At 35.1% G+C, this 15011-nt stretch carries 23 protein-coding genes; all 23 read right to left on the minus strand.

Going from position 1 to position 15011, the window contains the following annotated elements; translation table 11 throughout:
• Positions 1 to 3: 3 nt before the first annotated feature.
• Positions 4 to 459, minus strand: coding sequence for a 50S ribosomal protein L19e (locus SSOP1_RS03640; protein ID WP_009991257.1), 456 nt, complete (start codon positions 457 to 459; stop codon positions 4 to 6).
• Entirely contained in the window at positions 456 to 872 is a 417-nt protein-coding gene (locus SSOP1_RS03645; RefSeq protein WP_009991259.1) for a 50S ribosomal protein L32e, read from the minus strand. Before SSOP1_RS03645 ends, SSOP1_RS03640 begins: the two co-directional genes overlap by 4 nt.
• Positions 869 to 1414: a 50S ribosomal protein L6 gene (locus SSOP1_RS03650; RefSeq protein WP_009991260.1), complete on the minus strand. Its 546-nt coding sequence runs from the start codon at positions 1412 to 1414 to the stop codon at positions 869 to 871. The genes SSOP1_RS03645 and SSOP1_RS03650 overlap by 4 nt, the downstream gene beginning before the upstream one ends.
• Positions 1415 to 1423: 9 nt before the next feature.
• A complete protein-coding gene (locus tag SSOP1_RS03655) occupies positions 1424 to 1825 on the minus strand; it encodes a 30S ribosomal protein S8 (RefSeq protein ID WP_009991261.1) in 402 nt (133 codons plus the stop codon).
• A 6-nt stretch (positions 1826 to 1831) separates the two neighbouring features.
• Entirely contained in the window at positions 1832 to 1996 is a 165-nt protein-coding gene (locus tag SSOP1_RS03660) for a 30S ribosomal protein S14 (protein ID WP_009991264.1), read from the minus strand.
• Positions 1997 to 2001: 5 nt separating this feature from the next.
• Positions 2002 to 2541: a 50S ribosomal protein L5 gene (locus SSOP1_RS03665; protein ID WP_009991266.1), complete on the minus strand. Its 540-nt coding sequence runs from the start codon at positions 2539 to 2541 to the stop codon at positions 2002 to 2004.
• Between the two features lies 1 nt (position 2542).
• Positions 2543 to 3262: a 30S ribosomal protein S4e gene (locus SSOP1_RS03670; RefSeq protein ID WP_009991269.1), complete on the minus strand. Its 720-nt coding sequence runs from the start codon at positions 3260 to 3262 to the stop codon at positions 2543 to 2545.
• 7 nt (positions 3263 to 3269) lie between these two features.
• A complete protein-coding gene (gene rplX / locus SSOP1_RS03675; protein ID WP_009991270.1) occupies positions 3270 to 3629 on the minus strand; it encodes a 50S ribosomal protein L24 in 360 nt (119 codons plus the stop codon).
• A 5-nt stretch (positions 3630 to 3634) separates the two neighbouring features.
• Positions 3635 to 4051 carry a 50S ribosomal protein L14 gene (locus SSOP1_RS03680; protein WP_009991271.1) on the minus strand — a complete coding sequence of 139 codons (417 nt, stop codon included), beginning with the start codon at positions 4049 to 4051 and terminating at the stop codon, positions 3635 to 3637.
• Position 4052: 1 nt separating this feature from the next.
• Complete coding sequence (locus SSOP1_RS03685; RefSeq protein ID WP_009991272.1) at positions 4053 to 4397, minus strand: 30S ribosomal protein S17; 345 nt, start codon at positions 4395 to 4397, stop codon at positions 4053 to 4055.
• 9 nt (positions 4398 to 4406) lie between these two features.
• Complete coding sequence (locus SSOP1_RS03690; RefSeq protein WP_009991273.1) at positions 4407 to 4646, minus strand: ribonuclease P protein subunit; 240 nt, start codon at positions 4644 to 4646, stop codon at positions 4407 to 4409.
• Between the two features lie 16 nt (positions 4647 to 4662).
• Positions 4663 to 4884, minus strand: a complete 222-nt coding sequence (gene rpmC / locus SSOP1_RS03695) for a 50S ribosomal protein L29 (protein WP_009991274.1) — start codon at positions 4882 to 4884, stop codon at positions 4663 to 4665.
• Positions 4881 to 5570, minus strand: a complete 690-nt coding sequence (locus SSOP1_RS03700; protein WP_009991275.1) for a 30S ribosomal protein S3 — start codon at positions 5568 to 5570, stop codon at positions 4881 to 4883. Before SSOP1_RS03700 ends, rpmC begins: the two co-directional genes overlap by 4 nt.
• Position 5571: 1 nt before the next feature.
• Positions 5572 to 6045 (minus strand): 50S ribosomal protein L22, encoded by a 474-nt coding sequence (locus SSOP1_RS03705; protein ID WP_009991277.1) that lies wholly within the window; start codon positions 6043 to 6045, stop codon positions 5572 to 5574.
• Between the two features lie 6 nt (positions 6046 to 6051).
• Complete coding sequence (locus SSOP1_RS03710) at positions 6052 to 6474, minus strand: 30S ribosomal protein S19 (RefSeq protein WP_009991278.1); 423 nt, start codon at positions 6472 to 6474, stop codon at positions 6052 to 6054.
• A gap of 35 nt (positions 6475 to 6509) precedes the next feature.
• Complete coding sequence (locus SSOP1_RS03715) at positions 6510 to 7226, minus strand: 50S ribosomal protein L2 (RefSeq protein WP_009991279.1); 717 nt, start codon at positions 7224 to 7226, stop codon at positions 6510 to 6512.
• Positions 7227 to 7237: 11 nt separating this feature from the next.
• Positions 7238 to 7483 (minus strand): 50S ribosomal protein L23, encoded by a 246-nt coding sequence (locus tag SSOP1_RS03720; RefSeq protein WP_009991280.1) that lies wholly within the window; start codon positions 7481 to 7483, stop codon positions 7238 to 7240.
• A 1-nt stretch (position 7484) separates the two neighbouring features.
• Positions 7485 to 8288, minus strand: coding sequence for a 50S ribosomal protein L4 (gene rpl4p / locus SSOP1_RS03725; protein WP_009991281.1), 804 nt, complete (start codon positions 8286 to 8288; stop codon positions 7485 to 7487).
• Positions 8289 to 8294: 6 nt separating this feature from the next.
• A complete protein-coding gene (locus SSOP1_RS03730) occupies positions 8295 to 9350 on the minus strand; it encodes a 50S ribosomal protein L3 (protein ID WP_009991283.1) in 1056 nt (351 codons plus the stop codon).
• Positions 9351 to 9400: 50 nt separating this feature from the next.
• Positions 9401 to 10150 carry an RNA methyltransferase gene (locus SSOP1_RS03735; RefSeq protein ID WP_029552575.1) on the minus strand — a complete coding sequence of 250 codons (750 nt, stop codon included), beginning with the start codon at positions 10148 to 10150 and terminating at the stop codon, positions 9401 to 9403.
• A complete protein-coding gene (ileS, locus tag SSOP1_RS03740) occupies positions 10147 to 13296 on the minus strand; it encodes an isoleucine--tRNA ligase (RefSeq protein WP_081225707.1) in 3150 nt (1049 codons plus the stop codon). The genes SSOP1_RS03735 and ileS overlap by 4 nt, the downstream gene beginning before the upstream one ends.
• Before the next feature lie 99 nt (positions 13297 to 13395).
• Positions 13396 to 14406 carry an isocitrate/isopropylmalate dehydrogenase family protein gene (locus tag SSOP1_RS03745; protein WP_009991286.1) on the minus strand — a complete coding sequence of 337 codons (1011 nt, stop codon included), beginning with the start codon at positions 14404 to 14406 and terminating at the stop codon, positions 13396 to 13398.
• A gap of 12 nt (positions 14407 to 14418) precedes the next feature.
• Positions 14419 to 15006 (minus strand): DUF447 domain-containing protein, encoded by a 588-nt coding sequence (locus SSOP1_RS03750; protein ID WP_009991288.1) that lies wholly within the window; start codon positions 15004 to 15006, stop codon positions 14419 to 14421.
• Positions 15007 to 15011: the final 5 nt, after the last annotated feature.

Raw genomic sequence — 15011 nt, forward strand, 5'->3', positions numbered from 1 at the left:
TATTCACCCTTTAATTTTCCCCATTTGTATTAGGACATTTCTGACATCAGAAACTCCCTTATAGTTGCCGCCTTTCGTTTTTAAGTATAATTCCCTGTAAGTATGTCTATCAATAACCTTATGATCTCTCAACCACTTTAGATAAGCTCTTATTTTTCTTACCCTTTTAACCCACATTTGTTTACTATTAGCCCTTGCTCCCTTCTTGCCTTTTCTGCTCCCTGACTTCTTTCCTTCGCTCTTAAGGCTCCTCTTCTTTCGCCTTTCCTTTAATCTACCACCGCTTATTCCAACCTTTTTTAGGACTATAATCTTACCATCTTTTATTAAATTTCTAATTTCATCTCTGGTTAATGAGCTTTGAACATCCTCAATGTAATCCTCAACGACCTTAATTCTGTTTATACCTACCCCTGCAATCGATGCTGCTAATCTTTTTTGCGCTTTCAAGTTAGTCATGTAACTACACCCTCATTACTTACTTTCAGACCCAATTCCCTAGCTTTATTTAGAATTTCAAGCCTCTTTTTAAAACCAACTGAAGAAGATATAGTTACAATAACGTTGTCCTTTTGGTTCTGAACCTTAACTAGTTCATTAACATTATGAACTATAACTTGCCTTAATCCACTTGGGTGGAATCCCCTAACCTTTTTAGGTAATCTATAACCTACACTCACTATTGCTGGGAATCCCCTAACTTTCAATCTAGTCTTATTATCTCTTCCATATGGTCTTCTCCATTTTTCTTGTCTTCCTAATCTGTAGAACTTATCAGAATCATACCGCAAGAACTTAGGCTTCTTTGCCTTAAGCTTCTGCCTTATTACATAAATCTTTTTCCTATACGACTGAATTCTTCCTTCGGTCATTCAATCACCTCTTTTTTATAGATGAAAATTCCATCCGAGAAGATACGTCTATCAAAACCAGATATCTTTGAAGCCGACTCGATATTAGCTGCAGTCTGAGCAACAGCCTCTAAATTCGGACCCTCCACAACTATATCTTCACCCTTCACGGTAACCTTGACGCCTTCCAATATTTGTGCCCTTCTAGTATTCTTCTCACCTATTAGATTAGTTATTTGAACTTCATTCCCTACTACCTTTACAGATGTTGGAAAGTGCGTATATATAATTTTAAGGTAATATCTATAACCCTTTGTTACGCCAGTTATCATATTTTTAATGTGACTAACTATACTATAGAAGACAGCCTTTTTTCGTCTATTAGCAAAAGTAGTCTCTAGCACTATTTTATTCCCATCTAAACTAATTTGTATACCCTTTGCAAAGCTGAAATCTTTAACTACTTCACCTTTAGGTCCCTTTATCTTAATTATTGACCCCTTTAGATCAACAACAACATTTTTCGGGATTTCGATTTCTTCCCTCAAAATTACTATCTGCATTAAAACACCTCAATACACGTATCCTAGTGCTACCCCACCTATTCGCAATCTTGCAGCTTCTTTATGGGACATTACACCTTTAGATGTCGAAACAATAATTATGCCTATCTCTTTCGATGGTAGATAACGTCTAACGTAATCTGGCAACGCAATCATCTGTCTATAACTAAGAGGATATCGTGGAGTTATTGGACCGCACTTATTAACTCTTCCTAACAACTGTACTGTTATCTTTCCCCATCTTCCATCATCAATATATTCAAATTCTCCTACATAACCTTCCTTCTGCATAACTCTTAAAACATTTATTACTAATTTAGATGCTGGCATTATAATAGCTTGTTTATTCCTTCTCATCTCATTATTATATATGGACGTTAATGCATTTGCCAACGGATTCACGAATACCATGACCTATCACCAATATTTCCTAAATCCTAATTCATACGCGACTTCTCTAAAACACTGCCTACACAAATAAATCCCATATTTTTGAATTACAGAATCCTTACTTCCGCATCTTTGACAAGATTGAACTCCTTTTCCATACTTTCTCTCAGCCGGAGGCTTATATTTACCCATTTCACTCACCCTTCTACCAACTGTACATTAAAATTATTTCTTAAAAACTCCATAGCTTCCTCCTTCGTAACCCTATGCCTCTTTGGAATTTTAGCCTTCTTTCTTCTCCTTCTAGAAATCCTATAGCCAGCCCTCTCAAGTGTAATAGCTATATCCATTCCGAATATACCTATTTCTGGATCATATCTTGCACCGGGCAAAATTACATGTTCCGCAATGCCAAAAGATACGTTACCATAATCGTCAAAGCTACTCTTCTTTAATCTGTATCCTATAGCTTCTAATACCTTTCTTAAGAATTCCTCAGCTTGTGCACCTCTCAAAGTCACTTTAACTCCAATTTCTTGACCTTTTCTAATTCCAAACTCCCTTATAGTCTTCTTGGAAATAGTATATACTGGTTTGGCTCCCGTTAGCTCTTGTAAAAGTTGATAAGCTTTTTGCAACCTATCTCCAGACTCACCTAGTCCTATGTTAACAGTAACCTTGCTTAATTTAACCTTCCTCATTGGATTCTGGCTAAGAGGTAAAGTAGACTCTGCCATTTTAATCAACTCTCAAGTCAGATTTTTCCCTACCTATACTCATTACGTTCATAATATTAGTCTGATAAGTATTACCGTCCCTACTTTCTAAGGTTATCACACTGTATTTTCTAGACTTAAACTTACTCAAATTTATATTCTTAACAATACCGTGAATACCGACGTTTCTACCTCCTACGAAAATCGCATATGATCTTTCTGAGATAGTGAATGAATCTAATATTTGTTGGCTAGGTAATTCGATCTTTAACGTCATAAGCGTTTTGAAATTCTTGGCAGTCTCTTTATCTACAAGGATATTTCTTCCATCCTCTAGATTAAGCTGAATTCTTCCTTCCTTTATCGTAGTTTTATTTATAATTCTAACGTACTTATACCGGGCCTCATCAGCAGATATCTTGGAAAATCTCATGAACCTAACATTATCTGGAAGAACCCTAAAATATAGGTCAGCAGAGGGAATTGAAACAATATCCATAAGTCCAACAGGATACTTATAGTCTTTCCTTACCTTACCATCCACTAAAACTTTGCCATCAAATATTATATGCTTAGCCTCTCTTATCGTCCCCGCAAGTTTCAGATAATCTCTAATTACAACAGCTAAAGGTATGCTTTTCTCAATAGAGTGAGGTCCAGCATTAGGTCTAACCGTCCACTTATATTGTTTTTTACTTATCATTAAAAACCAAGGTGCTTCAAATCTTGTTATATGCGCCATTTTTCCATCACTTCTTAGATTTTTCTAACTTTTCCCGTCTTCTTGGATCACTCAGATCTAGCTTAGTTATCATCACTTTAGACGCATGAATCCACACATATACTGGTGTTCCATCAACTTTTTTTCTCGTTATTCCTTCTATTGCTAATCTTCCGGTCTTAGTATTAACTTCAACTACCTTTCCTTCTTTACCACTATTACCTCCTCGCATTACCCTAACAGTATCTCCTTTTCTTACTCTAATACGTTTTATACCATATTGAGACGCAATATCATCAGATACTTTAGCAACTAGTAGCTTCTTTCTTTGATGCAATGGTAAAGTATATAGTAATTTCCTTTGTTTAGAAGGTTTAAGAGATACCATATCTCTTACACCACCAATGTAGCGAGACTAGCTATTTTTGGCCATCTCTCAGCTGCTTCTCTCGCTATCGGTCCCCTAACCTCAGTACCTTTTGGTGTTCCATCTGGATTTATTATAACTACTGCATTATCCTCAAAAGAAATCCACGTACCATCGGGTCTTCTATATGGCATTCTTTGTCTCACGATTACTGCTCTAAACTTCTGTTTTCTAACCTCTGGCGTTCCTTTCTTAATTGACACCATAACCATATCAGCAATGTTAGCAAATGGAACTCTTCTTAAAACACCTCTATAACCATATACGCCAATTATCATAGCTTCCTTTCCTCCACTATTATCAGCAACGTTAACTACCGAATAATGTTGGAGAGCTGGCGTTAAACCTTTTCTGGATCCTAAAACTTGAATCTTTTCTGACACTTCAACTCACCTTGCCTAATACAACAAAACTTATAGATTTAGAAAGAGGTCTACATTCGCCTATTATAACTTTATCTCCCTCTCTAACATTAATACATGGCGGTACATGGGCATGGATCCTACTTCTCCTCCTTTCATATCTCTTATACTTCGAGTCATAGTATAAGTATTGCCTTTCTATAACTGCAGCTTTAGTACCTCTATACTTTACAATTACTCCTTCTAATGTTATACCCCTAACTCTCAATGATCCATGATAAGGACAATCTTCATCTTCACATACCTTCTCGGGAATAGTAATATTAGGTATTCCCGGGTCCTTTACCGTCTTTCCCTTAGATACCATCTAACCCACCTAAATTCTTTTCCAAGGTTTTCTTACCAGCTTATAGCCAGCTATTATAAAAGACTTACCTTTAAAAGTTATCTCAAATATACCATGAGCTTTAAATATCCTTATAAACTTGTTCTTCTCTTCTAATTTAATCAAAAACGTTTTTTCCGTCTCTAATACAATAACACCTTCTCTAGAAATTAGAAAAGGATCCGTATACCATAAAATCTTTATTCTAGAATTAATGTAATCTAAAATCATATAACATATAAAAATACTATTTATTCTCTACTTTTTCTCTTTTAACTTTTTTCTTCTCACTTAAAACTGTTAATATTCTTGCTATATCTTTTCTTGTATTTCTAATACTTGCAGTATTCTTTAAAGTTCCCATTCTAGATTGTACTCTAAGTTTTATTAGCTCTAACTTTAATTCATCTAACTTCTTCAACAGATCTCCAGTTTCCATTTTTCTTAATTCTTCGGGATCTACCGTCATTCTTTCTCACCCTCACTTTTCTCCTCACTTTTTTGTGACGATTCTTCAATAAAAGTCACATTAGTTACTGACACTTCTTGAGGTACGGAAGGAGACTCTTTCAAATTAATTTTATCTTCAATCTTAAGTGGTTTAGTTATAACTACTTCAACACCAAATATTCCAGGTTTCAGCATCGCTATAGCTATGGCTCTATCTATCATTTTCTCTAATTGCTGTCCGCTTTTGTATACAATACCTTCTTTTAATTTCTCATATCTAGCCCTCTCCGTAGTAAGCTTGCCACTTATTATTATTTCTGCGCCTAGTGCTCCAGCATTCATAATTCTTCTCATTGATATAAAAGCTGCTCTTCTAAAATGGTATCCCTTTTCTAAGGCTATTGCTAACCTAAATGCCATTACTCTAGCATTAAGCTCTGGGTTTTCTACATTTGTTATTGTAATTTGTGGATTCTCTAGACCAAAAACTTTTTCGAAAATTTGCGCCAGCTGTTTTATATTTCTTCCACCCCTTCCTATTATCATTGAAGGCCTTCCTGCATATATTATAACTCTAGTTCCAATTGGAGTTTTCAAGACTTCTACTCCTGCATATTCTGCGTTATAATATTGCTTAGCTAAATACTCATCAATCTTGACTTTCACTATAGACTTTTCAAGGAAATACCTCTTAATGTTTGGCATATTACTCCACCTCCTCTAAGATTACTTCAATATTAGATGTCCTTCTATACTTTGCAGTAGCCCTCCCAAAAGCTCTTGGCATGTATCTTTGTAATGTTATACCTTTGTGGGCAGCTATATGTCTTATAATTAATTTATCAACATCTAGCCCTTTATTAGTCGCATTAGCCTCCGCATTTTCTAATACCTTCAACACTTGCCTTATAGCTTTCTTTGGATATCTACCAGCTTTTATTTTCCACTTGGCAGATATATTAGACTTGTGTGATGCACCTTTATTATATCTCCAGAAAGGTAAGGCTTCCTTCTCCTCTAAAACTCTATTTAGAAAATCTTTCGCATCATTAAGATACATTCCCCTAATAGCTTTACAAACATTATAAAGATCTCTTATAGATGCAGGAACATCTCTTATTACAGCCTTTGCAATTTTTAACTCGTCAACATCTAATTGAGGATACTTCCAACTAGCCATAATTGATCATCCTTTCATTGCTAAGAATAAACTTGATCTCGTAGCCTTTAATCCTGGTTCTCCATGTTCAACTTTCTTAGTTGTTATTGAATACTCTCCTAGATAATGACCTATCATCTCCGGCGTAACCGTAAACTCAACAAATTCCTTTCCGTTATATACAGCCATTTTAAGACCAATTAGCTCTGGCAATATAACTAAGTTTCTGACATGTGTCTTAATGGTTTTATTAAACTTTCCTTCTCTTCTGTACTTCCTTACTTTCTCTAGCAAGTGTCTTTGCGCATCAGTAAATCCACGCTTTAATGATCTTCTTTGCCTTGAAGGCAATAATTTGATAAACTCATCCATTGGCATATTTAGTAACTCATCTATACTCTTACCTCTGTATTTAAAGTTCTTCCATTCAGGTGGTATTTCTAATGACATCTATTATCACCTATTCCCCTTTTCATTTATAAAATTCACTTACCCTCCTTCCTACCCGTTCTCCTTGCTGCAATATGACCAACTTTTCTGCCTGGAGGAGCATTTCTAGATACCGTAGAAGGCCTACTTACACTCTGATGTAGCCCACCACCGTGAGGATGATCAACCACGTTCATTGCAACGCCCCTCACAATAGGCCATTTCTTAGCTTTTACTTTGTACTTCCAATAATTAGCTCCAGCCTTTAATAGTGGTTTTTCTATGACTCCACCTCCGGCTACTATACCCACAGTAGCTCTAGCCTTATTCGAAACTGCTTTTATTTTATCTGAAGGTAATCTAATTAGCACCCTATCACCGCTTTTGCCTACTACTACCGCATACGAACCGGCACTTCTAGCGTATTTACCTCCATCTCCAAAATTTTCTTCAACGTTACATACTATTGTACCCTCTGGTGCATCGCCTATTTCTATAACGTTGCCGTTAGCTATTGGAGATCCCTTACCAAATTCTATCTTCTGATTAACAACAAGCCCTTGAATCGCTTGCATTAAAAACTTAGTTCCATTTTCTAATTTCACTAAAGCAACGGGTGCATTCATACCTGGATTATGCACTATGTCTATTACCTTGCCTATAAAATGCCCAAAAATGTTAGGATATCTTACCTTACCTATTCTTAACCAGCCTGGATTTCTAAAAGTTGGAGAACCCTTGCCTGCCCTTTGCTGTAACAAATTCTTACCCATTTTATATCACCTCAAAATATGCCCAATTTATGGGCTATATCACTTGCCTTATATTCTGGTGCTAATTTTACATATGCCTTCTTGTAACCTTGAGGTGTTATAACTACGTTGACTTTTACCACCTTAACGTTAAATAATCTCTCTACAGATTTCTTAATGTCGTCTTTAGTATCACTCTTATCTACTATTAATGTAAGCGTATTATAGGACTCAATAAGTTTTAATGCCTTCTCTGTAGCTAAAGCCATTTGAATCATTCTAACTCACCACTCTCTTACTTAATCGTTCGTCTAAAATCTTTATACTACTTTCGGTATAAATAGTAAGTCTACCCGGATGAGCTCCGGGAGCCAAATGAATAACGCTTACGTCTTTAGCATTAACTACATCAACTCCAGCTAAGTTTCTTGCAGCCTTAATTATTGGGGAATTGCTGTCATGTACAATTATTAACGGACCTATTGGTTCCTTATACTTTCTTCCCCTCATTTTGCCCTTTCCAGCCCTTATCCTAATCCTTTCTTTCACTCTCTCTACATCATCGTAAACACCTATTTTCTTTAAAAACTCTTCCACCTCACTTGTGGTTTTTAGATTAACAATATCGTCAGTTACTACTATAGGGAAACGTACTGAATCTTTAAATACATGTCCCCTAGCTCTGACGAAAGCTATGTCCGCTGTAGCGCTTAGTGCACTAATTACAGCTAATCGTTTCTCCTTAACGTTTGCCTCTTCTGCAAGTTTTTTGTTTACTGAGGGGGGAAATGCTAATCTTCCGCCTACGGTATTAGGTGCTAAGGCAGCTTCACCAGAATTTTTAACTCTAGGAACTCTGGCCATACCAAGATTTATTCCAAAACTCTCAGCTGATGTCCTTTTGCCTGCATTAGGATCTCTACCTTTTGGTTGTAGCGAATGTGTAAACTCAGCTATAAATACTCTTCTTATTAGGTCTTTTCTTACTGGAAACGAAAAAATAATGGGTAATTCAACCTCTTTTATTCTATTTCCATCTTTATCCAAAATATCAGACTTCTTCTTAACTAGCTCTAAATACATTCACTTTCACCCTTGTTGACTTAAAAGGTTAACATAAGTTATCTTAGGAGGATTTTCAAAAACATAAGAAGGCCTAACGGGTTCTCTTAAGAATATTGGCCTCTTCTTTGAACCTAATATTGAGCCTTCTAACAAAACATATGTGTTCCTTACTATTCCATATCTTACAAAACCACCTGCAGGATTTATCTCTTTAGGCTCATCACCAATTTTTATAATCCTCTTATTATATTCAGTTCTCCTATGAAAACCTAACTGTCCAGGCTGAGGCGTATAACTAGGTGTTCCTAAAGATGGACCTCTAGTACCTATTTTCCTACTTCCTTTTCTATGCTTATGCCACCTAGGTAATTCTACCACACTATATCTTTTTATCACACCAGCAAAACCCTTACCCTTAGTAACTCCTACCACATCTATTAGTTGACCCTCTTTGAAAACGTCTCTAATTGTGATTTCTTTTCCTAGAATGTTTAATGCATAGTCCAATTGTGATTTCTTTTCTCCTCCACCTATCTGAATCTCTACTAAATCTGGCGCTTTTTTACCTAATGATGGTATCTTCCTAGGTTGAGTGGAGACCAAAAGCCTAAAGTAGACTATTCTATCTAGGTTAGATTTGATAAGATCCAACTTAGTATTAAATCTTTCATCGAACTTCTTTTTACTTTCATCATCTTTCAAAAAAGATGAAATTGAATGAATTCTTCTCGTAATATCCAAGAACTGTAAAGAGGAGGAAGACCAATACTCTGTTATTACGTTTGGTTCGCCTTTACCGTCAATTGCATAAGCTCTTAACGCCAACGGTATAATTGGAGGTACTTCTAAGACTGTAACCGGCATATATATCTCTTTACCATTAGTAGGAGAGTTAGGCCAATCGTCAATCATAAAAACGTGTGTCATGCCAACCTTATATCCTACAAAGCCTAACAATTTTGGATTCTGTGAATTTATTTGAGGCCATGTTCTAGGTGTTGGTAATAACTCGGATGATCTTTTTCTAGGTCTAAGACCAGCTGACCCACGTCTAGGTGAGGCTAACTTTCGATGACCCATTCTTAATCCCCACTAATTGCTATTTCACCTATCACTCAAGCATTATAAATCTAACTTAACAGAAGGTTTAGAATAGACAGAGAATAAGCTAATGCCTCTTCCGCCCTAATATCTGAAACTCCTTGTTTAATAACAAAGTTATACGACTTATCTAAGTATTGCTTACCTAATCTTTGTAATAGATTTCCAGTTGGTGGTCCAATCATCAAGGTAAGGCCATATTTATTGTACAAATTGGTTAGCTGTTCCTTAGCTTGTAAGGGATTTTTCCCACTCCTACTAGCAATTATAAGATTATCAAAATTAAATACCTTTTTAAAGTCTATAAACTCATTTTTTACTCCAGTATAATAGAAACCACGATAGTCGATATAACCAGCTTTTAGTGAGTCAGTAATTAAAATAGTCTTCGATGATGAATTTAATTTCTTGTTCAGACCAAAATCACCCTTATATCCTAATCTTATCTCACCTTCAACAGCTTGTTTAAAAATAAAGTGATACGGTATCCCTAGTGGACTCATTAAACCAACTTTCTTCAAATTACGACTAATAGGAACGTATTTTTTAAGATACGGTGGTAAAAGAGCATATTTAGTAATATCTGTAATTATTTTTTCTAGTTTTCTAGAATTTAGGGAATCTGTTATCCAGTAAATTTTATTCACTCTAAATGTAGTTGTGACTCTAAGTATAAATGAAAGTTTTAACGTAACTTCAAGAAGAGAATTTTCAACATCAAATATAGATAAAAAAAGGACAACATTTAAAGGTTTGTAACGTGGAAAAGGAAACATCATGTAGACTTCTTTATCCCTATTATATAAGATTCCCCTTCTATATCCCAATCCATTGTAATATCTCCCTTAGCTTCACCTAGAATTATGTTACTAGCCCTTGTCTCACTCTTAATAAATTCCTCCCATTTCTGAATAGTTTTTACTCTTTCTTCTGGTACCTTCATGCTAATCTCAATATAATCTAAAACATTTAGTTTTAGTTGTTTCCTCATGAATTGTATCCTCCTTATAATGTCCCTAATTAATCCCTCTTCCTCTTCACTCTCCGAAATTTCCTTACTTATAACCACAATACCCTTACTAAATTTAGATGAAATGAATCCTTCAACTGTTTCTTCTGAGATAATCACATACGAAGCATTAAGTATTATATCAAAATTATCTATCTTAGCGACATGCTGCTTTTTATTAAGTATATCCATAGCTATTATATCTCTATTATTCTCAATATATTCTACTATTTTTGGCGACATACTCTTATATTCCTTCCCTATGATCGACCTATTCGGCTCGACCTTATATTTACTGAAACTCTTAAATCCTTCTATTTTGCTTATTTCTATATCTTTAGCGTTTAGCATAGATATCAAGACATCTTTTATTCTACCAACCTTAGCCAATGTATCCTCGTTTTCTATGAAGATATAAACTTTAGCCAATGGCCATCTTAATTTTATTCCAGCTTTAGCTCGAGCGTTCAACGAAGCCTCGTTTATTTCTCTAGCAACTTCAAAGGCTCTTTCCAATTCATTATCGATAAATCTCTCATCATAATTGATACTAGATTCCATTGAAACTGATTCTTTAGCATTAACTACAAAGGATTTATATATTTTTTCAGAAATAAATGGAATTATAGTAGAAGCTAATATAATCCATTGTTTTAATATATAATAAAGAATATAATACATTGCTATCTTATCTTGAGTATTAGCTTCTATCCACGCCCTTTTTCTTATTAGCCTTATGTAAAACCTACTGACATCCTCAATTAGAAAGTTTATCAAGTAATTAGTCATTTCGTGAACCTTGTAATCCTTCATGGATTCATTTACTTTCTTTAGCATTGAGTTAAACCTTGATAATATCCATAAATCCTCTATCTTAGCATATTTTATAATATCATCAAGAGTATACTTATCGGGTTCAAAGTTATCTAAATTCATATACATTGACGCGAAGACGAATGTGTTCCAAATTATTTGTAAATCCCTTTTAGTTAGCTCTAACGCTTTCCATGAAAATTTTGCATCTTCCCATGTAGTATTCCTAAGTAACCATAAACGTAATATGTCTCTCCCATATTTTTCAACTACTACTGAAGGTTCAACATAATTACCTAGACTCTTATGCATTTCTCTACCTTGTTCGTCTAGCATAAATCCATGAACCAATACAGAAGTATATGGAGCTCTATCTAGTAATATTAGCCCAGATCTAAGCAAACTAAAGAACCAACCCCTCAACTGATCATGACCTTCTAGAACTAGATCTACTGGACCTAACTCCTTCCACTTCTCTTGCCAATCTTTACCTAAACTAGCAAAGAAAGCCACACCACTATCAAACCAAACATCTGCAACATCAGGGATTCTCTTAGCAACTCCACCACACTTGTTACATTTTACCCTTACATTATCTATCCACGGTCTATGTAAGTCATTAGGGACTGGATCTATTGCTATACTCTCTAATTCTTCTTTACTCCCAACTACCATAACATTATTACACCTTTCACAGATCCATATGGGAAGAGGAGTTCCCCAGAACCTTTGTCTACTTATAACCCAATCTCTGAGTTCCTTAACCATGTTAGATATTCTGGATTTACCCCAATCTGGAATCCAGTTTACTTTCTCTATTTCATTGAGCATTTTATCTTTTATTTTTGTAACTCTTATGAACCATTGATCAATAGCTCTAAGTATTAGTGGAGTCTTACATCTCCAACATACCGGATAACGATGAACTATTTTCCCTTCAAAGAACAACGTATTTTTAGATTTCAAATCGCTAATTATCGCCTTAGATGCGTCCCTAACTTTCAATCCTTTATATTTTCCACCTTCTTCAGTAAATTCTCCTCTATCGTTAACGAACATCACTACTGGAAAACCGTATTTCTGACCTACCGTGAAATCCTCTTCTCCATGTCCAGTAGCACTATGAACTAGACCGGTACCATCAGTTAATGTGACTATATTACCAGCATCAACGACTTGATGAAAGTCATCTAATTTAGTCTGGGCACTAACAAACTCTCTTAGGGGATGCTCGTACTTTATTCCTATTAACTCACTACCTTTATAGGTTCTGAGTATCTTATAATTAGTTATACTTGCCTCTTTCATAACAGCTTCTACACGATCCTTTGCAATTACGAGTATCTCACCATTAACCTCTACATCAGCATAATCATAGTCCTTATTTATCATTACAAAGACATTAGATGGTATAGTCCATGGTGTGGTAGTCCATATTAATAGATATCTGTTTTTCTCACCTTTGATTTTAAATTTGACATAAATGGAGGGATCCTCTAAGTCTCTATACTCAGACACCTCATAATCTGATAGAGTCGTTTCACATCTAGGACACCAATGCAATACTGCAGTGCCTTTATCTAGCATCCCTTTTTCATAAGCTTTCTTAATTACACTCCATGAAGAGCTTATATAAGAAGGGTCTAATGTATAGTAAGGCCTCTCCCAGTCCATAAAGACTCCAACGTTCTTGAAGTTCTGTGTCATTTTATCTGCATTGGATAATGCAAACTCTTTGCATTTATTAATGAAAGTTTCAACTCCGATTTTATCTATAATCTCTTGCTTATTTGATATTCCAAGTAGTTTTTCAGTTGCAACTTCTATAGGTAATCCATGTGTATCATATCCTGGCTGGTCATGAACCCTTTTGCCCAGAACCCTCTGATAACGCAGTATGCAATCCTTTATCACCTTATTCCAAATCGTCCCTATATGAGGAGTAGGACTTGAAGGGTATGGAGGACCATCTATAAATAGAAACTTTTCCCTTCTTTTGCTTACAATATCTTTTAGTTTATTGTAAATTTTATTCTCTTCCCAATACGAAATTATTTCTTCTTCAATCCTCTTAGGATCATAATTACCAGTAAGGGGCTTGATAACGGCAGATAATTCAACTCACCATACCCTATTAAACTTGACAAGTTTATAAAAATTAAACTTCGTTGTCAATTAAACTTTACATTATATACGTTCACGTTACATATATTTATAAATTTCATCCACCATATCCTTTAACTTAGCACTACCACCAACATCCTCCGTTAACTTATTCCCACTTTTGTAAGTCTCTATTATCGCATTCTCTAAAGACTTTGATGCCAGAATGTATTTATTCTCCTTAGATAACTCATACATTCTACTAAGCATCATGGAAACAGATAATAGAAATGCCGTAGGATTAGCTATCCCTTTTCCCGCAATATCAAAAGCAGCTCCATGAACTGGCTCGAACATAGATTTCCTATCTCCAATATTTGCAGATGGTGCTAGACCTAAACTTCCCGCTATTTGGCTGGCCTCATCGCTTAAAATATCACCATAAACGTTACTAGTTACTATTACATCAAACCGAGTTGGATCTCGTACTAAATTAGCTGCAGCTGCATCAACATACATCTCCTCAAAATTCACCTTACCTTTCAAAATTTCTCTGCAAACACTAGCGAAAAGTCCGTCTGTAACTCTCATAACATTAGCCTTATGGACGCATGTAACTTTACGACGTCTCATTAAAGCATAATTTAATGCCACGTTAACTATTCTTTTAGAGGCAAACTCAGTAGTTACTTTAATAGCTATTGTGACTCCAGTAGATGTAACGAATTCAAACCCCTTATATAGATCTTCTGTATTTTCCCTGACGATTACTAAATCAACGTTCGGATATTTCGACTGAACATTAGGCAGTGATTTAGCCGGTCTAATATTAGCGTACATATCATACATTTGCCTCAATTTAACTACAACATCCATTGCGGTCTCTCCAACCGGACCTTTTAGAATCATATCCGCCTTTTCTATAACGTCTAAGGTGTGTCTAGGTAAGGCTTCACCATATTTATTTAATGCGACATCTCCAGCTTCAACTTCAATTAAGTCTATATCAAGATTATATTTCTCTATTAACTTAGCTATAATTCTTTTACTTCCCTCATATAACTCAGGGCCTATTCCATCACCAGGAATTACAGCTACTCGAAAAGTCATATGTAAAGAAAACTAGTCTAGCTTAAAACCTTTTGATCTCATCTTATTTAATATCTCCTCTAAGAGACTAGAAGTATATTGAGATGTACGCTTTATAACACTCCACTCGTACTCTAGAATTCTAACAAGTTTTTCCAAATCTTCACCTTTGTATATATCTAATCTAGTATAATTCACTAGAAAATCAACCGAAATGTAATCTCCCCTATTATATGCTCTAGTTAAGTTAGAATTTATTTCCAAATCTAGCGGATTTATGGTAAATATTGACGGATCAGTACTAGAAGTTTTCATACACTCAGCGTAAATGACATTCAGATTCTTGAGAACTGGAACGTTATAATCACTATCTATACTAAAGGTTAGTTTATCTAGCATGGAAAGGATGAAAAACGTTGTATCTAAGGTTACATGTATAGAACATTTATTATTTTTTTCAAGATTAGAATAAGTTAGTGTGCTCTTGTATATTTTAGACCTAAGTTCATTTGCTTCAACTATTATGCCAAGTGGTTTTATTATAGGTTTTATCCCTGAAGTACCAACTAACACTTCGTATATTCCATCATGAGGAAAGAACATTTTTAAAAACTTCTTCATAAATG

Source organism: Saccharolobus solfataricus (assembly GCF_900079115.1).
Classification (GTDB): Archaea; Thermoproteota; Thermoprotei_A; order Sulfolobales; family Sulfolobaceae; genus Saccharolobus; species Saccharolobus solfataricus.